7 protein-coding genes are annotated in these 20,401 nt (G+C 71.6%); 5 read left to right on the top strand and 2 right to left on the bottom strand.

Annotated elements, in window-relative coordinates; all coding sequences use genetic code 11:
• Positions 1-170: 170 nt before the first annotated feature.
• On the bottom strand, positions 171-12,932 hold the full coding sequence (locus QTI20_RS23205) for a filamentous hemagglutinin family protein (protein WP_286553990.1): 12,762 nt from the start codon (positions 12,930-12,932) through the stop codon (positions 171-173).
• Between the two features lie 586 nt (positions 12,933-13,518).
• On the opposite strand from QTI20_RS23205, the gene QTI20_RS23210 reads away from it, so the two are divergent.
• The 5 genes from QTI20_RS23210 (at position 13,519) to chrA (ending at position 19,345) form a co-directional block, all read left to right on the top strand.
• Complete coding sequence (locus QTI20_RS23210) at positions 13,519-14,406, top strand: MurR/RpiR family transcriptional regulator (protein WP_286553989.1); 888 nt, start codon at positions 13,519-13,521, stop codon at positions 14,404-14,406.
• A gap of 193 nt (positions 14,407-14,599) precedes the next feature.
• Positions 14,600-16,057 (top strand): MFS transporter, encoded by a 1,458-nt coding sequence (locus QTI20_RS23215; RefSeq protein ID WP_286553988.1) that lies wholly within the window; start codon positions 14,600-14,602, stop codon positions 16,055-16,057.
• A gap of 29 nt (positions 16,058-16,086) precedes the next feature.
• Positions 16,087-16,740 (top strand): aspartate/glutamate racemase family protein, encoded by a 654-nt coding sequence (locus QTI20_RS23220; RefSeq protein ID WP_286553987.1) that lies wholly within the window; start codon positions 16,087-16,089, stop codon positions 16,738-16,740.
• An 89-nt stretch (positions 16,741-16,829) separates the two neighbouring features.
• Positions 16,830-17,882, top strand: a complete 1,053-nt coding sequence (locus tag QTI20_RS23225; RefSeq protein ID WP_286553986.1) for a porin — start codon at positions 16,830-16,832, stop codon at positions 17,880-17,882.
• Positions 17,883-17,983: 101 nt separating this feature from the next.
• Positions 17,984-19,345, top strand: coding sequence for a chromate efflux transporter (gene chrA, locus QTI20_RS23230; RefSeq protein WP_286553984.1), 1,362 nt, complete (start codon positions 17,984-17,986; stop codon positions 19,343-19,345).
• On the opposite strand, the gene QTI20_RS23235 is transcribed toward chrA, so the two are convergent.
• Positions 19,342-20,319, bottom strand: coding sequence for a FecR family protein (locus QTI20_RS23235; protein ID WP_286553981.1), 978 nt, complete (start codon positions 20,317-20,319; stop codon positions 19,342-19,344). The two genes, chrA and QTI20_RS23235, sit on opposite strands and share 4 nt — an antisense overlap.
• Positions 20,320-20,401: the final 82 nt, after the last annotated feature.

Consider the following 20,401-nt stretch of genomic DNA (forward strand, 5'->3'; position numbering starts at 1 on the left):
GGTGGCGGTCGGTCGTCGGGTGGGTGGGGCGCGCACCGCCTCCTGGCGATGAGCGGCCCTGATCCAAGACGGAACAGCGCACGCGCCACTGTCGTTTGTCACAAAAACTTCATGAAGAAAAAAAAGGCGGCGCGCACCGCTGGGTGCGCGCCGCCCGGTGCGGAAGCCGCTCAGCGCGGCAGCCGGCGCTGCTCGGCTTCGGTCAGCCGTGCGCGCTGCGCCGGGTCGAGCGCGCCCTGGCCCAGCAGCTGGAAGGCGCTGTCCGGGTCGTAGCGCACCGCGCGCTGCAGGCCACCGGGGGCCGGGCGCGCACCGGTGTCGGCCGGCTCGGACGGCAGCGCCTCGGTGCCGAAGCCCAGCACCCGCACCGTGAACACCGAGGGCAGCGCCTGGCGCGAGGCCATGCGCTCGCGCTGCAGCACCTCCTGCGCCGCGCCCGCGGCCTGCGAGGCGGCGGCGCTGGCGTTGCTCAGCGCGCCCACGTTCACCGCCGCCACGGTCGGGATGCCCACCGACTGGCCCTTGACCTGGATGTTGGCCGCGTTCACCACCTGCAGCGCCGCCAGGTTCACGTTGCCCGACACGCGGATGCCCGCTTCGCCCGCATCGATGGTGCCCAGCGGCGCGATCAGGTCGATGTCGCCCGCCGGCACTTCCGCGATCGGCGCCAGCGTCGCGATGCCCGCGCCGGTGCTCGGCACATCGGAAGACAGCGTGACGTTGCCCCAGCTGTCGTACACCCGCTTGGGCGGCGTGTAGACCACCGTGGTCTTCGAGCCCCGGCCCGCGTTGATGTCGCCTTCGGCCGACCAGCCCAGGATGCCGCCGCCGAAGGTGGTCATGATCCGGCTCTGGCCCAGCAGGATGCTGCCCAGCGAGTAGATCGCGATGTCGCCCGCGCCCTGGGTCAGCACGCCCGAGCTGGCCGGCGGCGCCTCGCCCTCGACGCCGAAGACCTGGCGGCCGCCCGGCGTGAGCAGCTGGATGTCGCCGCCGAACAGCGTGCGCACGAAGCCGCTGCGCACGATGGTCGTGCTGACGCCGTCGGCGACCGTGGTGCGCGTGCCCCGGAACACCGTGATGTCGCCGCGGTAGTCGATCGGCTGGCCATTGGCAGCGGTCTCGGGGAACAGCGCCGCGATGGCGTTGCGCCCGCGCAGGTAGCTGCCGAAGCGCGTGCTGTCCCCGTCGTTGTATTCGCGCCCGCCGGCCTGCAGCTCGGCGAAGTAGACCTGGCGCGCGAAGATGCGCTGCTGCTGCGGCGGGAGCGCGTCGAAGAAGGCCTGCGCCTCGGTGCCCGTGCCGGTGAAGCCCAGGCCGTTGTCCGGGTCGGCCAGCCATGCGAGCATTTCGGCGTCGTAGGTCTTGACGACCTTGCCCGGCTGGTCGGCCAGCGGCAGGCCCGCCTGGGCGCGGTTTGCCGTCCCCAGGTAGCGCGCCAGGAAGCCGCTGTAGTCGGGCCCCTGCGCGCCCACGCCGGCCAGCATCGCGATGCGCGCGCCGGGCCGGCGGTCGCCCGGCACCACCGGGCCCAGGCTGGTCACGCCCGCGCGGTCTTCCATCTGGATGTGGCGCCCGGCCGTGATCTCCAGCGTGCCGGGGCCGGCGATGCCGAAGTTGCTGTAGAGGATGTCGCGCCCGGCCGCGACCACCGACACGTCGGACGCGTCGCTGTGCGTGAACAGGTTGCCCGAGGTCGTGTAGGCGGTGTAGAAACTGCTGCCGATGCCGATGCCCTGGCCGATGGGCGTGCCGCTGCCGACGATGTCACGCCCGGCCATCATCCACACCGGCTGTCCGCCCTCGTAGTAGGTCTGGCCGGCGCGCGTCGGATCGTTGGCCTCGAAGACGTTGATGCGACCCGTGGCCACGCCCACCAGGTCGCCATTGACCGCATAGAAGCGCACCGGTTCGCTGCCGTGCTCGCTGCCTGCCGAAACGGTGTTGGCGCCGAGCGCGAACAGCGGCCGTCCGTTCAGCACGCGGTTGCCGGCGCGCGCCAGGTTGCTCACCGCCGTGCCGGCCGCCAGCGTGCCCTGGAAGGCCGGATGGAAAGGCGTGGCCATGGCGCTGTCGACCGCGCCCGAAGGGCTGACGGTGAAGCCGCCGCCGTAGATCGACTCGGTGGCGAGGAACTCCAGCAGGCTGTTGGACGATGGCGCGAGCACCAGCGCGCCGCCCGCTGCCGTCGTGTTGGCCGTGGCCATGCTGCCGTAATAGAGGCTGCCGCTGGCCGCGACCGCGCTCAGGATCGACGGATAGACGTTGCCCATGTCGGTGTCGGGCGTGCCGGCGTTGGCCATCTGCGGCGTCAGGTCGCCACCGGCCGAGAACAGGCGGATGGCGGTGTGGGGCGTCCACAGCGTGAACCAGCCCTCGCCGCTGCCCGCACCCGCGGCGCTGGTGAAGGGCGTGGGGTTCTGCAGCACGGCCCGGCCCGCGTCGTTGGCGCCCACCACGACCAGGTCGCCGCGCGTGTTCAGCTGGTAGTTGGCATCGCCCGGCACCAGCACGATGCCGCCCTGCGCCACCGCACGCCCGGCCGCGAACGGATCGAGGGCGCGGCTGTCGCGCTCGGACAGCAGGGAGACGTATTGCGAATAGCGCAGCGACTGGGTGCCGATGGCGCCGGTCTGCAATTGCACGTCGCCGCGCAGATTGACGATGGTGCCATTGAGCAGACCGTTGGCCTGGATGTCGTTGAGCGATTCCAGTGCGAAGGGGTTGAGCGCACCGCCCACGCGCAGGCGCAGGTCGCCGCCGCCGGTGAGTGTCAGGCTGCCGTCGGCCAGCACGCGGCCGGTGCCGCCCACGGCCAGCACCAGGCCCTCGCTGCGCCGGTTGTTTCCTTCGTTGCGGACCGCCGCGCCGCGCTTGGCCACGATGCCCGCATCGCCACCCACGTCCACGCGCAGGTCGCCGCCGCCCAGCGTGCCGAAGCCGGTGAAGCCCACCAGCGCGTCGGCGTCCTTGCGCGTCGCGTAGCTGCCGAAGTTGATCCACCAGGCCGTCGGCTGGTCGCTGCCTTCGCCGAGCGTGTGGCCGCTGCCCTGGCGCCACAGCCAGTTGGCGGTGTCGGGGCTGGTCACGCCGCCGTCTTCCGTCCGGGGACGGCCCATGCCGTAGACGGTGAGGGCCTGCACCAGGTCGCCGGTCAGGTTGCCACCGGCCTGCAGCGTGAGGTTGCCACCGCCACTCGGGTACCAGGCACGCGCCAGGCTGTCGGCGCCGCCGTCGACCAGCTTCTCGTAGCCTTCGTTGCCATCGATCAGCACCGTGCCCTTGCTGCCCACGGCGCGCGGCAGGTTGTACGGATCGCCGGCCTGCGTGGCCTGCGACGAGGTGCCGGCCGTGTAGACCCCATACAGCGACTTCATCGCCAGATCGCCTGCGGCGCGCAACTCGAGGTCGGCGGCGCCGGTGCGCAGCACGCTGAAGCGGATGCTGCCGGGCAGGTGTTCGTACTCCGTCACCGCGCTGGAGGCGCAATGCGAGGGCGAAGCCGAGCAGTAGTTGGCCGCACTCTGCGTCGGGTCGCCGGTGGCATCGCGCAGCCACTGGTCGTCGATGGGCTTGCCCGCCACGATCTCCGGCAGCCCGATCTCGTCGACCGCGGCCTGCGTCCAGGTGTAGGCGGAGATGGGCGCGCAGTAGGACGGGTTGTCCGCGCACAGCGCCGCGGCGGTCTGGTAGGCGCCCTCGCTGAGTTGCTGGGCGATTTCGTCGGTGATCTTTGCACCTGCCTCGAGGCCCAGGTCATCGGCCGCCTGCTGCGTCCACGCGAACGAGCCCTTGAACGGCAGCGCCTTGGCGAACAGGCCGTAGTGGGTGTCGGCCAGGCGCAGGTCGCCCGCCAGCGGGTGCTGCTGCAGCGTGCGCGCATCGGCCGCGCCGAGGTCGGCGCCTGCGACCAGCTGCAGCGACCACGACTGCGAGCCCTCGGGCAGCATCGCGGCCGCGCCCCAGAGCCGGCCCGTGCCGTCGGGGCGCAGGTCGACCGACGTGGCGTCGCCCGGCAGCTTGATGTTCGTGGCCGCGGGCAGCAGCGCACCCACCGGCAGCAGCGTGTTGCCATTCATCACATAGCGCGTGCCGACGCCCGGCAGCAGCACGCCCCTGGGCCAGACCATCGCGGCCAGCGTGGCGTTCGTCGGCAGGCGCATGCCTGCATCCAGGCGCGTGCCCTGGGGCAGCGTCACGGTCTCGCCGACGATGCTGCCCGCCGCATGGAGGATCCGGCCCGAGGCATCGCGCACGTTCGCCGCGAGCACCGTGCCCGCGCTCAGCAGCATCGGCGCCGCCAGTTCGCTGGTCACGGGGATCACCATGCCCGCACCGAAGGCGCGCGACTGGATCGGCAGGTCGAAGTTGAGCGCGGTGCCGCCCTCGAAGGCGGTGCCGTCGCCCAGCACCACGCCGGCGCGCGGGATCACCGTGTCGCCGCCGTAGAAGCTCACGCCCGGCAGCAGCAGCCAGCCCTTGTCGTCCGGCGTGGCGGGGGGCGGCGCGAAGCCGTCGTTGATGCTGCCGAAGATGTCGAGGTTGCCGGCCGCGCGGATGCGCAGGGTGCCGACCTCGCCCGAGCCGTAGACGCCGGTCTGCTGCGTGTGCGGGTTCAGGCTCGCATAGCGGTAGCCCGACAGGTCCAGGTCGCCCGACACGACGAGGTCGCCGCCCGGGTTGGTCACCGCGTTGCTCACGATCTCGACGCCCGGGCGCAGGTGCAGGGCGTCGGCATAGGCCGCGCTGCGCAGGCCGGCCAGCTTGCCGTTCACCGGGCTGACGAGGCTGTCACGGGCCAGCGCGGCATCGACGAACTTCGTGTTCTCCGCGTGCCTGCCGTCGAGCCAGGCCTGGGTGATCTCCTGGTAGGGCCGGCCGCTGGCGGCCGGGGTGGCGATCAGCGGCGCGTCGTCGTAGCGCTGCATGCCGTTGACCGCGATGGAGCGCGCGCCGCGGATGTCGAGCGCGCCGCGCGCATCGATCGCGATGTCGCCGTAGACCGCTGCGTCAGGCGTGTTCGGCAGGCCGTTGGCCCCCAGGCGCGGGGCCGAGAGCTCCAGCGTGCCGCGCGCGCGGCCGTCGTTCTGGCCAGCCGCTGTGCCCGTCACGGCACTGGTGCCGTGGCGCAGGTCGATGCGCGCGCCGTCGGCCAGCGTGAGCACGCCCTCGCGCGTGCTCAGGTCGACGATCGCGCGGTTGGGCGAATCGATGATCTTGCCGTAGCTGTCCACCCGCAGCAGCGTGCCGTGCGCGTCGAGCATGGCCGTGCCCGTCAACGTGAGTGCGTTCTTCGCCGCCAAGTGGATCTGGCCCACGCGCGCGCCGCTGGCGTCCACGGTGCCGGTGACCGTGAGGCTGCCGTTGTCCACCGACACGTTGATCTCGCCGGCCTTGAGGCCGTCGCCGATCGTGAGGTCGCCCTGCTTGAGCTGGAAGGTGCGGGCGCCGAACACGCCGCCCTCGTTGAGGCGCTGGTTGAGCGACGCGAACTGGCTGTCGAGCGTGCCGGCATCGCCCAGGCGCTGCGCGCGAATCTCCACGGCGCCCGCGAGGTAGGGCACCCGCGTGCCGCCCGCGTCGTAATGGCCGCTGCCGGTGCCGCGGAGCGTGCCCTGCAGGTCGACCACGCCGGCCTGCGCGCCCAGTGCCACGACCTTGAGCGTGCCGGCGCGGTTGTTCTGCGCCGACAGGTCGATCACCGAGCCCTCGGCCTGGCGCACGTTGCCGGCCAGGCTCTCCAGCGTGAGGTCGCCGCCCCAGCTGTACTTGCTCACGTCGTTGAAATCGATCTTGCGCCCGGCCAGGTCGAGCTGCGCGCGCCCGGTCAGCGTGAGTTCGTTCTGGGCCGTGATCACCAGCTTGCCCGTGGGCAGCGCCAGCGTGCTGTCGATCCGCACATCGCGGCCCGCGAGGCGCAGTTCCGCACCGAGTGCGGCGTCGGCGGCCGACGCGATGGCTGGCGCGGTGCGGGTCACGCGCAGGTCGCCGCCCGCGGTGATGCGCTGGATGGAACCGGCCTCGCCGGTCACCAGCGGCGCGTCGATCGTGAGGTTGCCGCCGCTGTAGGCGTAGCCCGTGGCCGCGTCGTAGGCGCCCTGCGACTGGTAGACCGACAGGCTGCCCTTGTGGTTGGACGTGATGCGGTCGCTGGCCGTGAGCCGCACATCGGCGAAGCCCAGCGCCAGCCGCGCGTCGTCGCTGGTGCCCGTGGGCTGCGTGCCGGGGCCGTAGCCGAACTCGATGCGCGCGGCCTCGATGGCCAGCGTGCCGCTGCCGGTGCCCGCGCCCCCCGTGACCGCGGTCGCCGGCGCGTCGGGCGCGCCCTTCCAGATCAGGTGCTGGGTGCGGATGGTGGCCACGTCGTTCGCGTCGCCCGCGCCGTAGATGGCGGGCGTGCCCAGCACCAGCCGCGCCAGCGAGGACTTCCCGGTGGCCGGGTCGATGGTGTCGAGCGAGGCGCTGCCGAAGAAGCGCATGCCGCCGCTGGCGTTGAGTTCCAGCGTCTCGAGCGCCGGCGCGCCGTAGCGGGTGTCGCCGCGCAGCAGGCGGTCGAGCACGCCCTGGTTCAGCGCCAGGCCCGAAGGCAGCACCTGGCGCGCGGCCGCATCGGCCAGCGCCGCGCTGTCGCCGACGTTGATGCCCTGCACCGCCAGCGTGAGGTTGCGCGTGCCGTAGCGCACGGTGTCGTCGAGCACGAAGCGGTCGGGCGTGGACAGCGCGATGGTGCCTTCGGAATACAGCTCGGTCACGCCCACGCAAGGCGAGACGGTGCAGGCGCCGACCTGCAGGCTGCGGTTGCCGTAGGTGTCGACGCTGGCGGGCACCGGCAGCATGGTGAGCACGCCGTTGGACACCGCCACCAGGCTGCCGGCCGAGCCCGCGTAGACGAAGCCGTCCGCCGAGTCGTAGGCGGCACGGCCCTTGCCGAGCGTGTGGATGCCCGCCCCCTGCTCGATCACCAGGTGGCTGGGGATCGCGGCGTTGGCGGCGTCGGCCAGCAGGAACACCTCGGGCGCCGACAACAGCGCGCCCTGGCGCAGCGTGAGCTCGCTGGCGCCGCTGTTGAACATCACGATGCGGCCCCCCGGGCCGTAGGTCACGTACTGCAGGCCGCCGAGCATGAGCCTCGATGCGCCCATGCGGTTGAGCGCATCGGCGCTCAACGTCACGCCTGTGAAGCCCGGCGTGGCGGCCGCCCCGGCGCCCACGATCTCGATCTGCCCGCTGCTCGATCCCCCGATGGCGGCCACGGTGCCGCCGTAGCCGCCCTGGGCCGCGTCGAAGCGGCCGATGCCGTCGAACTGGAGCGACGCCTTGCCCGCGCCCGGCACGAAGTTCAGCAGCAGCGTGCGTGCGTCCGCTGGCGCCATCGCGCGCGGCACGCCCTGGCGCGCGGCATCGCTCAGGATGAACTGGTTGAAGGAGGTCTCGTCGTACTGCGAAAAGGTGCGCAGCACGGCAGCCGGCGTGAGGATGGCCTGGCGGAACAAGGTGTCGCCGATGGCGGTGCGGGCCACGCTCAGTTGCGCGGCCGCCGACCACGAGCCGTTGCGCAGCGGGCTGCTGGCCATGGCCGCGGCCTGCTTCGCGGCGCTGCCGTTGAGCTCGACCCGGAAGGCGCCGGGCAGCAAGGCATAGGTCGAGGGCATCAGCGTGTAGGTGCCCGCGGGCAGGCCCGGCACGCCGGCGCCCAGCGTGATCTGCTGGCCGACCAGCGGATCGACCGCGCCGCGCTCGCCGGCGACGGGCGCCTGGGGCGCCTGCACGCCCGGCACGATGGCGTAGACCGGGTTGGTGCCGAGCCCCGGCAGGCTGAAGCTGCCGTCGGCCGCGTTGCGCACCAGCGGGTGGTAGCGCGCATCGGTCGAGCCGCCGCGCCCGCCGATGAAGCCGGTGCCGGTGAGGTCGCCACCGCCCGACAGGTCCAGCACCGCGCCGGCCTGCACGTTGGCACTCGCGCCGCCGAGCGTGAGGCCGGCCACCAGCGTCTGGCCGCGCGTGTCGGTGCCACCCACACCGGTCAGTTCGACCTTCTTGCCATCGTAGAGGTAGTTGAGGCCATCGACCGTGCCGCCATAGGGCATCAGCAGGCCGTTGCCGCTGACCGAGGTCAGGCTGCCCGGCAGGAAATCGACGCGCTGGGTGTTGCCGTCGCCGACGCGCAGGTAGCCCAGCGGCACGCGCAGCACGCCGCCCTGCTCGATGGTCGCGGCGCCGAGGATCAGCTGGCCGAACACCGCGTAGGGAACACCGGGTGTGGCATCGCCCTGACGCTCGATGCGCAGCACGCGATCGGGCGCGTAGCGGCTGTTCGGCAGCACGCCCGCGTAGATGGAGGCCGAGACGCCGGTGGCCGGATAGATCTGCGCGGCGCGCAATGTGAGGTCGCCCGGGGTGGAGATGCCGCTGACAGGCGCACCGTTCGGCGATGGCGGCTTGTCCGAGAGGAAGCGCAGGTCGCCTTCGCTGACCAGCGTGAGATGGTCGAAGCCCAGCCGCTCGATCAGGGGCCCGGTCGGCGTCGGGGTGCCGGCTGTCGGCCTCAGCGGAACGCTGCCGTGGATGCTGCTCATCGCGTACTGGGAACGCACGTCGATGAGGCCGGCGCGCACCTCCAGCTGGGCCTTGGAGGGCAGCCAGCCGCCGGTGTCGACGACGCCGATGCGCCCGCGGGTCACGTCCTGAGAGCTGCTCTGCGTGATGCCCGCCAGCCGCACATAAGGTGCTTCGAGCGTGATGCGCGCATCGCTGCGCGCGCCGGCGGCGAGCACCAGCGCGCCGTAGATCGACAGGCTCTGGCCCAGCCGCAGGCTGGCGTTGTCCTCGAGGCTGATGCTGCCGGCGGTGAACAGCGCCAGCGTGTCGAATCCGCCCCGCGCGAGGGTGTCCACGCCCAGCCGGCCGTGGCCATAGACCAAGGCCGCATCGGCCGCGCCCGGGGCCAGCACGGCCGGCAGGTCCGACGGGCCCTGCAGCCCGCCGATGACCAGTTCGCGATGACCGCGCACCCCGTTCTCGGCCAGCGTGTAGCCCGGCACGCCGGCGCTGGTGCGCACCTCGGGCGATTCCAGCGCGACCTGCAGCGCGCCGCCGGCCGCGCCGGCACCGCCGGCATGGGCGCGCAGTTCGCCGTTCAGGTAGAGGCCGTTGTTCGTGGCCAGCGCGATGCGCCCGCCGCGGCTCGCGACCGCGACCGGGCCGGCATCGCCCAGGTCGAGCACGGCGGCGGTGCCGGAGGCGTCGAGCAGCGCGCCCTCGCGCACCACGATGAAGCCGTTGGCGGCCGTGGCCGAGCCGTCGCTCTCCTTGATCTCGCCGCCGACCACGATGCTGCCGCCGTCGCGCACGATGCCGTAGCGCCGGCCCTGCGCGTCGAGCGCGGTGGCGGGCGTGGCCGACACGTCGACCACCGCCTGTTCGGCGATCCAGATCGAGCGGCTGTGCGCCACATCCACCGCGCGCTCCTGCTCGAGCCGCGTGAGGTCGAGGCTCTTGAGCGCGATGCTGCCGCCGTGCGCCTGCAGCGTGCCCTGCAAGGTGAGCTGGCCCACGCTCAGCACCTGGATCGACTGGCCCGGATCGACCGCGATCCGCGCGCCCTGCCCGATCAGCGCCGACACGTTGGGCAGGTCCGCCGCCAGCGTCTGCGCCGTGCCTGCCTGCAGGCTCAGGCTCGCGCCCGCGCGCTGCTTGAGCACGCCCTTGGCCGCATCCTCGGTGTAGAGCGGCGGCGTCCAGGCCTGCAGCGCTGCGCCGGCATCGGCGCCGGTCGCGAGCTTCTTCGCCTCCGGCGTGACGCGCAGCACCGGCATCGTCACCTCGACCTGCGTGCCCTCGGCCACCGTGAGGCCGCCGTCGCCGACGAGTTCGTAGCGGCCGAAGCCCTTGTCGAAGAAGCTGCCGGCCAGCACCAGCGTGCCGGGCTCGGCCACGTCCGCGCTCCCGCCGATGCGGACGCGGCTCGTCTCCAGGCTCAGCGTGCCGCCGCCCGTGGTGCCGCCGCCGCGCAGCACGCCCTCGATCGCCAGCACGCCGTCGGTGCTGCCGCCACCGGCGTTGGCCTGCAGCCGGATGTCGCCGCCCTTGCCGCCCTGCTGCGCCTTGCCGTCGGCCAGCAGTGCCGCACCCGAGGACACGTCGATCGCGCTGCCCTCGGCCAGCCGCAGGTCGCCGCTGCTGCGGATCGACACGCTGCCGCCGTCGCGCCAGGCCATGGCATGCGTGTCGGCCGGGTCGCGCCACAGGTTGCTCCACAGGCCACGCGTGTCCAGCGTCACGCCCTGGGTCACCGCCACGCCCGCGCGCAGGCCCGCGGCGGCGCCCAGGCTGGTGGTGTCGTCGATGTAGTTGGTGCTGGCCTGCGTGAGCGTGTTGCCCAGGCGGATGCGGCCGCCGTGCGCCGTGAGGTTTGCGTTCACGGCCACCTGCGGGCCGTAGAGCGTGAGGTCGCCGCCATTGCCCAGCGTCAGCTCCGCCTCCACCGTGATCGAGCCCGTGGCCGCGATGCGCACCGCGCCCAGCGCGAAGCCGTTGAGCAGCGTGGTGTCGAGGTAGAGCGTGCCCTGGCGCGCGGCCGGCAGCGCGGCCGTGAGGTCGAGCCCGGCGGCGATGCGCTCTGCGGTGTCGCCCAGCACCACGTCCTTCGCGCCCACGGCATCGAGCCGTCGGTGCATCAGGCCGGTGCTCTTGTCGTAGAGCGCCGCGTAGCTGCCGACCACCAGCTGCGCGCCGCGCGCCACCGCCTTCTGCGACTGGTTGTAGCCGTCGAGCGCGGCGTTGGGCGCCTGCGTCTGGCGCGGGCCCTGGTAGGTGTCGCCGACGATGCCGCCTTCGAGCACCGCGCTGCGCGTGCCCACCACCAGCAGGCCGGCGTCGCGGCCCACGGTGTAGCCGTTCTCCAGGCGCTGGCGCGCCGCGATCAGCGGGCTGTGGAAGTACTCGGTGGCCTTGTCGCCCCAACGCTCGTGCGTGTCCTCGAAGCCCTTGTAGAGTCCCGTGTAGCGCAGGTCGCCCGGCGCCTTGTTCAATTCATACAGGCGGCCGTCGGCCCCCTTGAGCCAGCTCTGGTTGAGCTTGCCGGTCTGCACGTCCAGCGTGCCGCCCGAGAGGTTGATGGCCGAGCCGGCCTGCGTCACCACCTCGGCGCCGCCGAAGTTCACCACCCCGCCCTGCGCCATCCATTCGCCCACCGTGTGGCCCTGCGTGCCCAGGTAGCCGCCGACTTCCAGCAGGCCGCCGGCCGTGTACCAGCGGTCGTTCTCGTAGCCGTTGGTGCCCTTGGGCACGAAGACCAGGCTGCGGCGGTCGATCCACACGTCGTTGCTGTTGAGCGCCTTGCCGTCGCGGTTGACCGGCGCGTCGCGCTGCTCGTTGCCCTGCACGTTGATCTTGACGTTGTTGCTCTCCATCGTGAGCTGCACGCCCACCGCGCCCGCGACGTCGATCACCGCGCCGTCGCGCACCAGGCTTCGCTTCGCAGCGTTGACCACCACCTGGCCGCCGGTGGCCAGCGTGAGCGAGTCGCGCGCGAAGTCCACGGTGCCGCCGCTGGTGATCTCCACGCGCGAGAGGTCGCGCCGGTCGTTGCCGGCATCGATGATGTTGCCGCCGCCGTCCACCACCGGCGTCACCAGGACCGCGCGCTGGCTGTCGAGCGCCGAGGCGCCGCCAGTGTCGAGCAGGATGGCGGTGGTGCTGCCCGCGCCCAGGGTCACGGCGCCGGCGGCACCGAGCGCGCCGAGGTGCACGGTGCCGCGCGTGTTGACCGTGGTGCTCGACACCACCACGCCGTCCTGGTGCACTTCACGGCCGGTCAGCGTGACGTCGCCCGTGGTCGCCGCGATCAGCCCGGTGTTGACCACCTTGCCGGCCGTGCTGCCCGCGTTCAATGTCACGAGCGCCTCGTTGCCGCGGGTGGTCGAGGCCTGGTTGCCGTCGGTGCCCACGCCCTTGCGGATCGTGAAGCCGTCGCCCGCCGCCAGCAGCGCCTGGCCGCCGGGCGTGGCGATGGCGCCCGCGTTGCGCACCTCGCTGCCCATCAGCAGCACATAGCCACCGCCCTGCGTCGCCGTCTTCGGCGCCGGGGTCGTGATGCGCGCGCCGGCCTGCACCTCGACCTGGCCCAGCGCGTCCTTGAAGTTGGGCGTGTTGCCCGCCGCATAGATGCCGTTGGCCTTGAAGCCCGCGTCGTCGAGGTGGGCGGCCGCAGCCACCAGGTTGCGCGTGTCGACCTGGCTCGTGCCGCTGAACACGATGCCGTTGCGGTTGGCGATCAGCACCGTGCCGTCGCCCTTGACCTGCCCCTGGATCTGCGAGGGCCGCGCGTTCGGGTCGTTGACGCGGTTGAGCACGGCCCAGTCGGCCTGCTGCTTGAACTCGACCGTGGTGTTCCTGCCGACGTTGAAGCTCTCCCAGTTGAGGATCGCCTTGTCGGCGGTCTGCTGGATCGCGACCGTAGTCTTCCCGTCGGCCGTGGCCTGCGTGGGCGCGTTGGCGTTGAGCCAGCCGGCCGTGAGGCTGTTGGTGTCGACCTTCAAGCCGCCCTCGCCCAGCCCGTCGGGCACGCTCGAGGCGACGGCCAGCGCCGCCGCGCGCGCCGCGGCCTGCGCCGCCTGCTGCGCCGCGATGCCGCGCGCCGCGAGGTTGAGGTTGTCGATCGAACGCGCCAGTTGTGCGTTGGCCGCCTGCTGCTGCGCCAGCGGATTGGTGAGCATCGACACCGGCTGGCCGTTGGGCAGACGCCCGGTCGCCGCCGCGGTGTTCTGCGCCACGTTCTTCTGCGCCATCCACGCCGGGCTGAAGGCCCGCTGCGCCTGCGCCGCATGCATCGCGCCACCGGCGGCGAGCATCACCGTGAGCGCACGCACCAGCGGCTTCATCCGCCGCACGCGCCGATCGCTGCGTGCAGGAACAGGGGTGGCGGGCTTCATCGGGGCAGGATGACGGGACAACATGACAGATTTCTTTCGAGGGCGAACGAATGGACGAAGGTCGTGGCCCTCACGCCGCGCATGCGGCGAGGGCCTCGTCCTTAGACGGATGCCGCGCTGGAAAGCTGTACGAATCTGCGCTCGAAAAACGCATGTCACGGGACCGTCATGCATTCCGAGAGGCCGGGTACATCAGGATGCGCAGGCCCCGCTCTTTCAGCGGCAGCCGAAGCCGCCTCCGCAGCCCGCCGCCGGAGCGAAAGTGACGCCACATCTTTGCGCGGGTGGAGACGGACCGGGTCATCAGCCGTGCTGCGTCCTGGGACGGGGCGTCATTCGTCCCGGATCAGCTGCTGCCAAGCCGTTTCGCAGTGATCACTCGCATTCCTCAGACCGTTGACCTGGGTCAGGATGACAAGCCAGGGCAGTGGTGTCGGCAGTGCTGTCACTTCTTGCCGCCCCAATGGTTTTCAAAAAACTGCCGCACCCGACACAGGTTGCGGCACGTGAAGCCACGGCAGGCGACCCGGTGTTGGCATGCAACCGTTGGGCCTCGACATAAGATCAAGCGAGCCCTCGCCCGCCCATGACCACCCCGCCCTCCCCCCCAGCCACCTCCTTCCTCGCCCAGATCCGCCACATGCTGGACGCGCTGCCGCCCAGCGAACGGCGGCTGGGCGAGTTCATCCTGGATTTCCCCGGCGACCTCGCGAGCTACAACGCCTCGGAGCTGGCCGCGCTGGTGAAGGTGTCGAACGCCACCATGACGCGCTTCATCCGGCGCCTGGGCTACGACAGCTACGAGAGCGCGCGGCGCCATGCGCGCGAAGAGCGCTCGGAGGGCTCGCCGCTGTTCCTCGATGCGCTGCGGCCGGGCGCGCCCGAGGGGTCGATCGAAGCCCACATCCGGCTCGCACAGCAGAACATCGCTTCCACCTTCAGCCACATCGCCGAATCCACGGTGGACGAGATCGCCAGGGCGATCACCAAGGCACGCAGCGTCTGGTTCCTCGGCTACCGCAGCAACCGCAGCTTCGCGAGCTACCTGCGCTGGCAGCTCGCGCAGCTGCTGCCGCGCACCCAGGTCATTCCCGGCGCGGGTGAAACCCTGGGCGAGTACGCGATGGACATGGGCGACAAGGATGTGCTCGTGGTGTTCGCGTTGCGGCGCAGCCCGGCGGTCGCGGCGCAGTTCGCGAGCAGCGCCACGGCGGCGGGCGCCAAGGTGCTGTACGTCACCGACCAGCTCTCGCGCACCCACGTGAACGCGCAATGGGTGATCCGTTGCCACTCGGCCGCCCCGGGGCCGCTCGACAACCACGTGGCGCTCATGCTGCTGTGCGACCTGCTGGCCACGCGCGTGATGGAACAGGCCGGCGCGGCGGGCCGCAAGCGCCTGTCGGGCGTCGAGGCCGCGCACCAGGCCTTCGCCGAGCTGCGCGCGGAAGCCGCACCGCGCCCCCCTTCGGCCTGAGTTTCCAGGCTTCCGGCCGCATCGGCGCCTGGACCCGGAACGCGGGTTTCTACGCGTTTCAATGAAAACCAGTTTTCATTGAAACTCTGGCACGAAATCTGCATTTCATCTTTCGGTGACTTGGTGAAGGCACCAAGGCTGGGCGTTCCGAACAAGACCGCCTCTTCAAAACGTTAAGAACCGAGGAGTTTTCATGGCTGGAGAAGCAATCGTTTCTTCGTCCGCACCACAGACCGCCCAGATGCGTCAACTCGAGACGGCACTGGACGGCATGGGCGTGACGCGGTCGCACAAGAGCATCATCTTCCTGGTGGTCTGTGGCGTGCTGTTCGACGTGTTCGAGCAGAACGCCGTGGGCCTGGTGGGCCCGCTGCTGCGCCAGCAGTGGGGGTTGAGCGCCACCGACATCGGCTTCCTCAACACCATCACCTTCATCGCGGCCGCGATGGGCCGGCTGGGCTCGGGCTACTTCGCCGACCTCAAGGGCCGGCGCTTCATGCTCAACGTGAACCTGGCGCTGTTCACCTTCGGCGCCATCCTCTGCGCCACCGCACCGAACTACACCGTGCTGTCGATCGGACGCTTCATCGTGGGGCTGGGCCTGGGCAGCGAGATCACGACCGCGGTCACCATGCTGGCGGAGTTCTGCTCGGCACGCTTCCGGGGCACGGCGGTGGGGCTGATCAACGTCGGCGGCGGCGGGCTGGGCAACATGCTGGCACCGGCCTTCGCGCTCGGCGTGTTCGCGATCTTCCCGGGCGACAACGCCTGGCGCTGGCTGTTCGGCTGCCTGGTGCTGCCGGCGGTCTTCATCGTGTTCTACCGGCGCTTCATTCCGGAGACACCGCGCTTCCTGCTGTCGCAGGGCAAGGTGAAGGAGGCCAACCAGGTGCTGTCGATGCTGGCCGCGGGCCAGCTCGCCAACGGCAGCTACCCCTTGCGTGAATACATCACGGCCGATGCCGAATCGACCGCGCCGCAGCGCCGGGCCACCCGCATCGGCGACATCTTCAGCGGCGTCTATGCGCGCCGCACCATCGCCGTCGGCATCGCCTCGTGGATGACCTTCGGCGCCCAGCTGTCGGTGCTCACGCTGATGCCCACCATCCTGGTGGCGCAGGGCTACTCGATCACCAAGAGCTTCGCCTTCACCATCGTGATGCAGAGCGGCAGCCTGCTGGGCGCGATTGCCGCGTCCGTTCTGGGCTACAACCTGCCGCGCAAGCGGGTGCTGACCTTCGGCGCCATCGCGGCCTGCCTCGCGGGCCTGGCCTTCGGCAACCTGACCGGCAGCGTGGCCTACGTGCTGGTCTTCGGTGCGCTGTTCCAGTTCTGCGTGCTCACGCTCAACACCTCCATCTGGATCTACGCACCCGAGCTCTACCCCACGCGCATGCGCGGCCTGGGCGTGTCCTTCCTGCTGGCACTGGGCACGGTGGGCGGCGCGCTGTCGCAGCTGGCGGCGGGGAAGATGTTCGACCTCCATGGCGTGGCCGGCATGTTCGGGATGATCGCCGTGATGTACGGGATCTTCGCGCTCGCGGTCCAGTTCGCGCCCGAGACCTTCGGAAAATCCATCGAGGGCAGCGGCGACGACGAGGCCGACACACCGGTGCCCGCTGTACCGGCCCGACCTGTTTCCTCCCACTGAGTGCCGCGCCGCGCGCCGGACCGTCCGCCATGAAACCCATCGTTCTGCTGATCAACCCGAACACCTCGCGCGAGACGACCGCGATGATGCATGCCATCGCGCGCCGTGCCCTGCCCCCGGCCTTCGCGCTCGAGAGCGAGACCGCCGCGCGCGGCGCGCGGATGATCACCACCGTCGAGGAACTGGCCATCTCGGTGGAAGAGGTGCTCGCGATCGGCCGGCGGCGCGCGGCCGAGGTCGGCGCGATCGTGGTCGCGGCCTATGGCGATCCCGGGCTGGAGGCGCTCCGAGCCAGCGTGTCGATTCCGGTCTTCGGCATCGGCGAGGCTTCGATGCGCGAAGGTGCCCTGGGCGGACGCCGCTTCGGCATCGCGACGACCACCCCCGACCTCGGTCCGGCGATCACCGCGGCGGTCGATCGGCTCGGCCTCACCCACTGCTTCACCGGCTGCCGGATTCCGCCCGGCGATCCGCTGGCCCTGGCCGCCGACCCTGCCTTGCAGGACGCGTACCTGGCCGAAGCGGTCGCGCTCGCGATCCAGCAGGACGGCGCGCAGGCGGTGGTGATCGGCGGCGGCCCGCTGGCCGAGAGTGCCGAACGCATCGCCGGCCGCTTCGCGGTGCCGGTGATCGCGCCGGTCGGCGCGGCCATGCGCATGGCGGCCGCGGCGCTGCAGGCCTAGCTTCCGAATCCCTTTTTTAAACGCGGCCGCCATCGGCCGTGCGGATGCGCACGTCCCCAATTTTTCTTCTTCATTCACGAACCCACACCATGAACCTCTTCCACAGGCTCCCCTGCGCCGCGGCGCTCCTCCTGCTGGCCTTGTCGGTCCACGCCCAGTCCTCGCGCGGCCTGCCGCCCGGGAACGCGTCGTCGGTCTCGCTGTACGGCATCGCCGCCACCGAACTGGTCCACGTCACCCACGTGCGCGAAGGCACGAACCTCGGCAGCACCACCCGGCTGGAGAACAGCAAGGTCACGGCCTCGCGCCTGGGCTTCATCGGCAGCGAGGACCTGGGCGGCGGGCTCTCCGCGGTGTTCAACCTCGAGATGGGCTATTCGCTGGACACCGGCAACCCGTCCAACGCCACGGCCTTCTTCAACCGCAGCAGCTACGTGGGGCTGCGGGGCGGCTTCGGCACGCTGACGCTGGGCCGCCATTGGGATGTCGAAGACGACATCCTCGGGCGCTACTTCGTCTTCGCCGGCTATTCCGCCTTCCAGTTCGGCGAGTTCGGCGGCATCAGCGAGACGATCCCGAACTCGGTGAAGTACGTGTCGCCCAACTGGAGCGGCGTGACGCTGCGCGGGCTCTATGCGCTGGGCGAAGGCACGACCGGCCACACCTCGGAGATCGCCGCCAACTACGCGGCCGGCGGCCCCTTCGAGGCGGGCGCGACCTGGCGCGTCCAGCACGACGCGCAGGGCCGCGCGACGAAGCTGGCGACGGTCGGCGCGAGCTACCTGTTCCAGCCCGGCGCCACCGGCAGCTGGCGCCTGCATGGCGGCTACGCGGCCAGCACACCCGACGCCAGCATCGGCGTGCCCAAGGCCGCGGCCTACGACATCGGGCTGGTCTGGACCCCGCCGAAGCTGCCGATGAACCTCACGCTCGACTACGTGGCGCGCGACCAGAAGGGCACGCCCGACGACAGCGCCTTCGTGCGGGTGGGGGCCGAGTACTTCCTGTCGAAGCGCACCGCGCTGATCGCCAACCTGGTGCGGATGCAGAACAAGGGTTTGGCAAGCCAGCGCTTCTACGGGCTCGGCGCGGCGGGCTACGACCAGAACGTCTACAGCGTCGGCCTGCGGCACGCGTTCTAGTCACACCCGGCTGCTAGGATGCCGTCGCCGGGAAAACAGCCTCCCGGCCTGAAACAAGACGGTGTCCCGTCCAAGCGCTGGAGACCCCTTCGGAGCCGTCCGTGGACACTGCCTCGCCCCCTGCGCCGCCCTCGCCTGCCGCGCCCCCTCCCGTCACTTTCGCAGAAGCCCTGCGCTTCTGGCTCAAGCTGGGCTTCATCGGCTTCGGCGGGCCCGCCGGGCAGATCGCGATCATGCACACCGAGCTGGTCGAGCGCCGGCGCTGGATCAGCGAGCAGCGCTTCCTGCATGCGCTGAATTTCTGCATGCTGCTGCCCGGCCCCGAGGCCCAGCAGCTGGCCACCTACATCGGCTGGCTGATGCACAGGACGCGCGGCGGCATCGTCGCCGGCGTGCTGTTCGTGCTGCCCTCGCTGTGCATCCTGATCGCGCTGTCGTGGGTCTACCTGCGCTTCGGCAACGTGCCGGCGGTGGCCGGCATCTTCTACGGCATCAAGCCGGCCGTCACCGCGCTGGTGCTGCACGCGGCGCACCGCATCGGCAGCCGCGCGCTGAAGAACCGCTGGATGTGGGGCATCGCCGCGGCCGCCTTCGTCGCGATCTTCGCCTTCGACACGCCCTTCCCCGCGATCGTGCTGGCGGCCGGCGCGATCGGCCACCTAGGCGCGCGCTGGGCGCCCGCGGTGTTCTCGCCCGGCGGCGGCCACGGCCGTGCGTCCGCGCACTACGGCCCGGCATGGATCGACGACGACACGCCGACACCACCCCATGCGCGTTTCTCGCGCGCGCGGCTGGCCAAGGTGCTGGGCGTGGGCGCCGGCCTCTGGCTGCTGTCCATGGGCATGCTGGTCGCGGTCCAGGGCGTGCAGGGCACGCTCACGCAGATGGGCTGGTTCTTCAGCAAGGCGGCGCTGCTGACCTTCGGCGGCGCCTATGCGGTGCTGCCCTATGTGTACCAGGGCGCGGTCGAGCAGCACCACTGGCTCTCCGGCGCCCAGATGATCGACGGGCTGGCCCTGGGCGAGACCACGCCGGGCCCGCTGATCATGGTGGTGGCCTTCGTGGGCTTCGTCGGCGGCTGGTTGAAGCAGGTGCTGGGGCCGGACGCGCTGTTCCTGGCCGGCGCGCTGGCCGCCAGCGTCGTGACCTTCTTCACCTTCCTGCCGTCCTTCGTCTTCATCCTGGCCGGCGGACCGGCCATCGAGGCCACGCACGGCAGGCTGGGCTTCACGGCGCCGCTGTCGGCCATCACTGCGGCGGTGGTGGGCGTGATCCTGAACCTGGCGCTGTTCTTCGCCCACCATGTGCTGTGGCCCCAGGGCTTCGGCGGGCCCTTCGACATCGTCTCGGCCGCGATCGCCACGGCCTCGGCCATCGCACTGTTCCGTTTCAAGGTCGGCGTGCTGCCGCTGCTCGGGGCCTGCGCGGCCGCGGGGCTGGCGATCACGCTGCTCGGGCCCTAGCCCAGCAGCACGATCCCGCCGGGCAGCGCCGTGCGCTCCAACCGGAACAGCCGCTGGATCTGCACCAGCGCCTGGTCCAGGTCGGCGATCACGAAGCGCCCGCTGACCGGCTGGTCGCCCAGCGCGCGCGCCAGCAGCAGCACGCGGCCCGGCCGGTAGCGGTTGATCTCCGCCACCACCTCGGTCAGCGCGGTGTGGCGGAAGCTCAGCACGCCCTCGCGCCAGGGCGACAGCGCGGCCAGGTCGATCGGCCGTGGCGTGCCCAGCGCGTGGCTGTCGTAGCTGAGCTGCTGCGCGGGCCCGAGCGTGGCCTCGCGCCCGCCGGCCGCCACCTGCACGCGGCCTTCGAGGCAGGTCACGCAGATGCCGTCGGTACGCCAGCGGACCTCGAAGCGTCCGTCGGTGGTCCAGGCCTGGCCCTGGGCGGCGGTCACGGTGAAGGGGTGCGCGGCACGCGCCGCATCGACCGACACCTCGCCGTCGATCAGCTCGATGCCCGCGGACGGTCCGTCGGCGGCGCGCAGCGCGAGGCTGCTGCGGGTGTTGAGGTCGACCGTGACCGACGGGCCCAGCGCGAGGCGCCGCTGCTCGCCCACGCCGGTGCGGATGTCGGCGCGCAGCGCCTCCACCGAAGGCCAGAGGTCGAGCGGCGGCTTGACCAGCGCCACGCCGATGCCGGTGACGGCCATCGCCATGGCCCCGCCCAGCATGCGGCGGCGCGACAGCACGGGGGTGGGCATCGACGCCGTGTCGACGGCGCGCAGCCGCGCGAGCTCGGGGTCGTGTCGGCCGGCCAGCACCGCCGCGGGGCGCAGCGCGCGCCACTGGCCGTGGGCGGTGCGGAAGGCCTGGGCGTGCGCCTCGCTGGTCTCGCACCAGCGCTTCAGCGCGCGCGCATCGCGTGGCCGGGCCGCGCCCGAGGCCAGCTTGCGCACCCAGGCCTGGGCCTGCGCCTCGAGTTCAGGCGCGCGCATCGACGGCTCCGCGGGCATGGCTGGCAACGGGTGAAACGGAAAACGCGGGGCGCATGGACAGAAGACGGTTCTCGCGCGCCGA

It is taken from the genome of Variovorax sp. J2P1-31 (assembly GCF_030317215.1).
In the GTDB taxonomy this organism is placed as follows: Bacteria; Pseudomonadota; Gammaproteobacteria; order Burkholderiales; family Burkholderiaceae_C; genus Variovorax.

Coding starts and splice junctions, on each gene's coding strand:
- QTI20_RS23205 (WP_286553990.1), bottom strand. CDS start 12,932: ATGAAGCCCGCCACCCCTGTTCCTGCACGCAGCGATCGGCGCGTGCGG.
- QTI20_RS23210 (WP_286553989.1), top strand. CDS start 13,519: ATGACCACCCCGCCCTCCCCCCCAGCCACCTCCTTCCTCGCCCAGATC.
- QTI20_RS23215 (WP_286553988.1), top strand. CDS start 14,600: ATGGCTGGAGAAGCAATCGTTTCTTCGTCCGCACCACAGACCGCCCAG.
- QTI20_RS23220 (WP_286553987.1), top strand. CDS start 16,087: ATGAAACCCATCGTTCTGCTGATCAACCCGAACACCTCGCGCGAGACG.
- QTI20_RS23225 (WP_286553986.1), top strand. CDS start 16,830: ATGAACCTCTTCCACAGGCTCCCCTGCGCCGCGGCGCTCCTCCTGCTG.
- QTI20_RS23235 (WP_286553981.1), bottom strand. CDS start 20,319: ATGCGCGCGCCTGAACTCGAGGCGCAGGCCCAGGCCTGGGTGCGCAAG.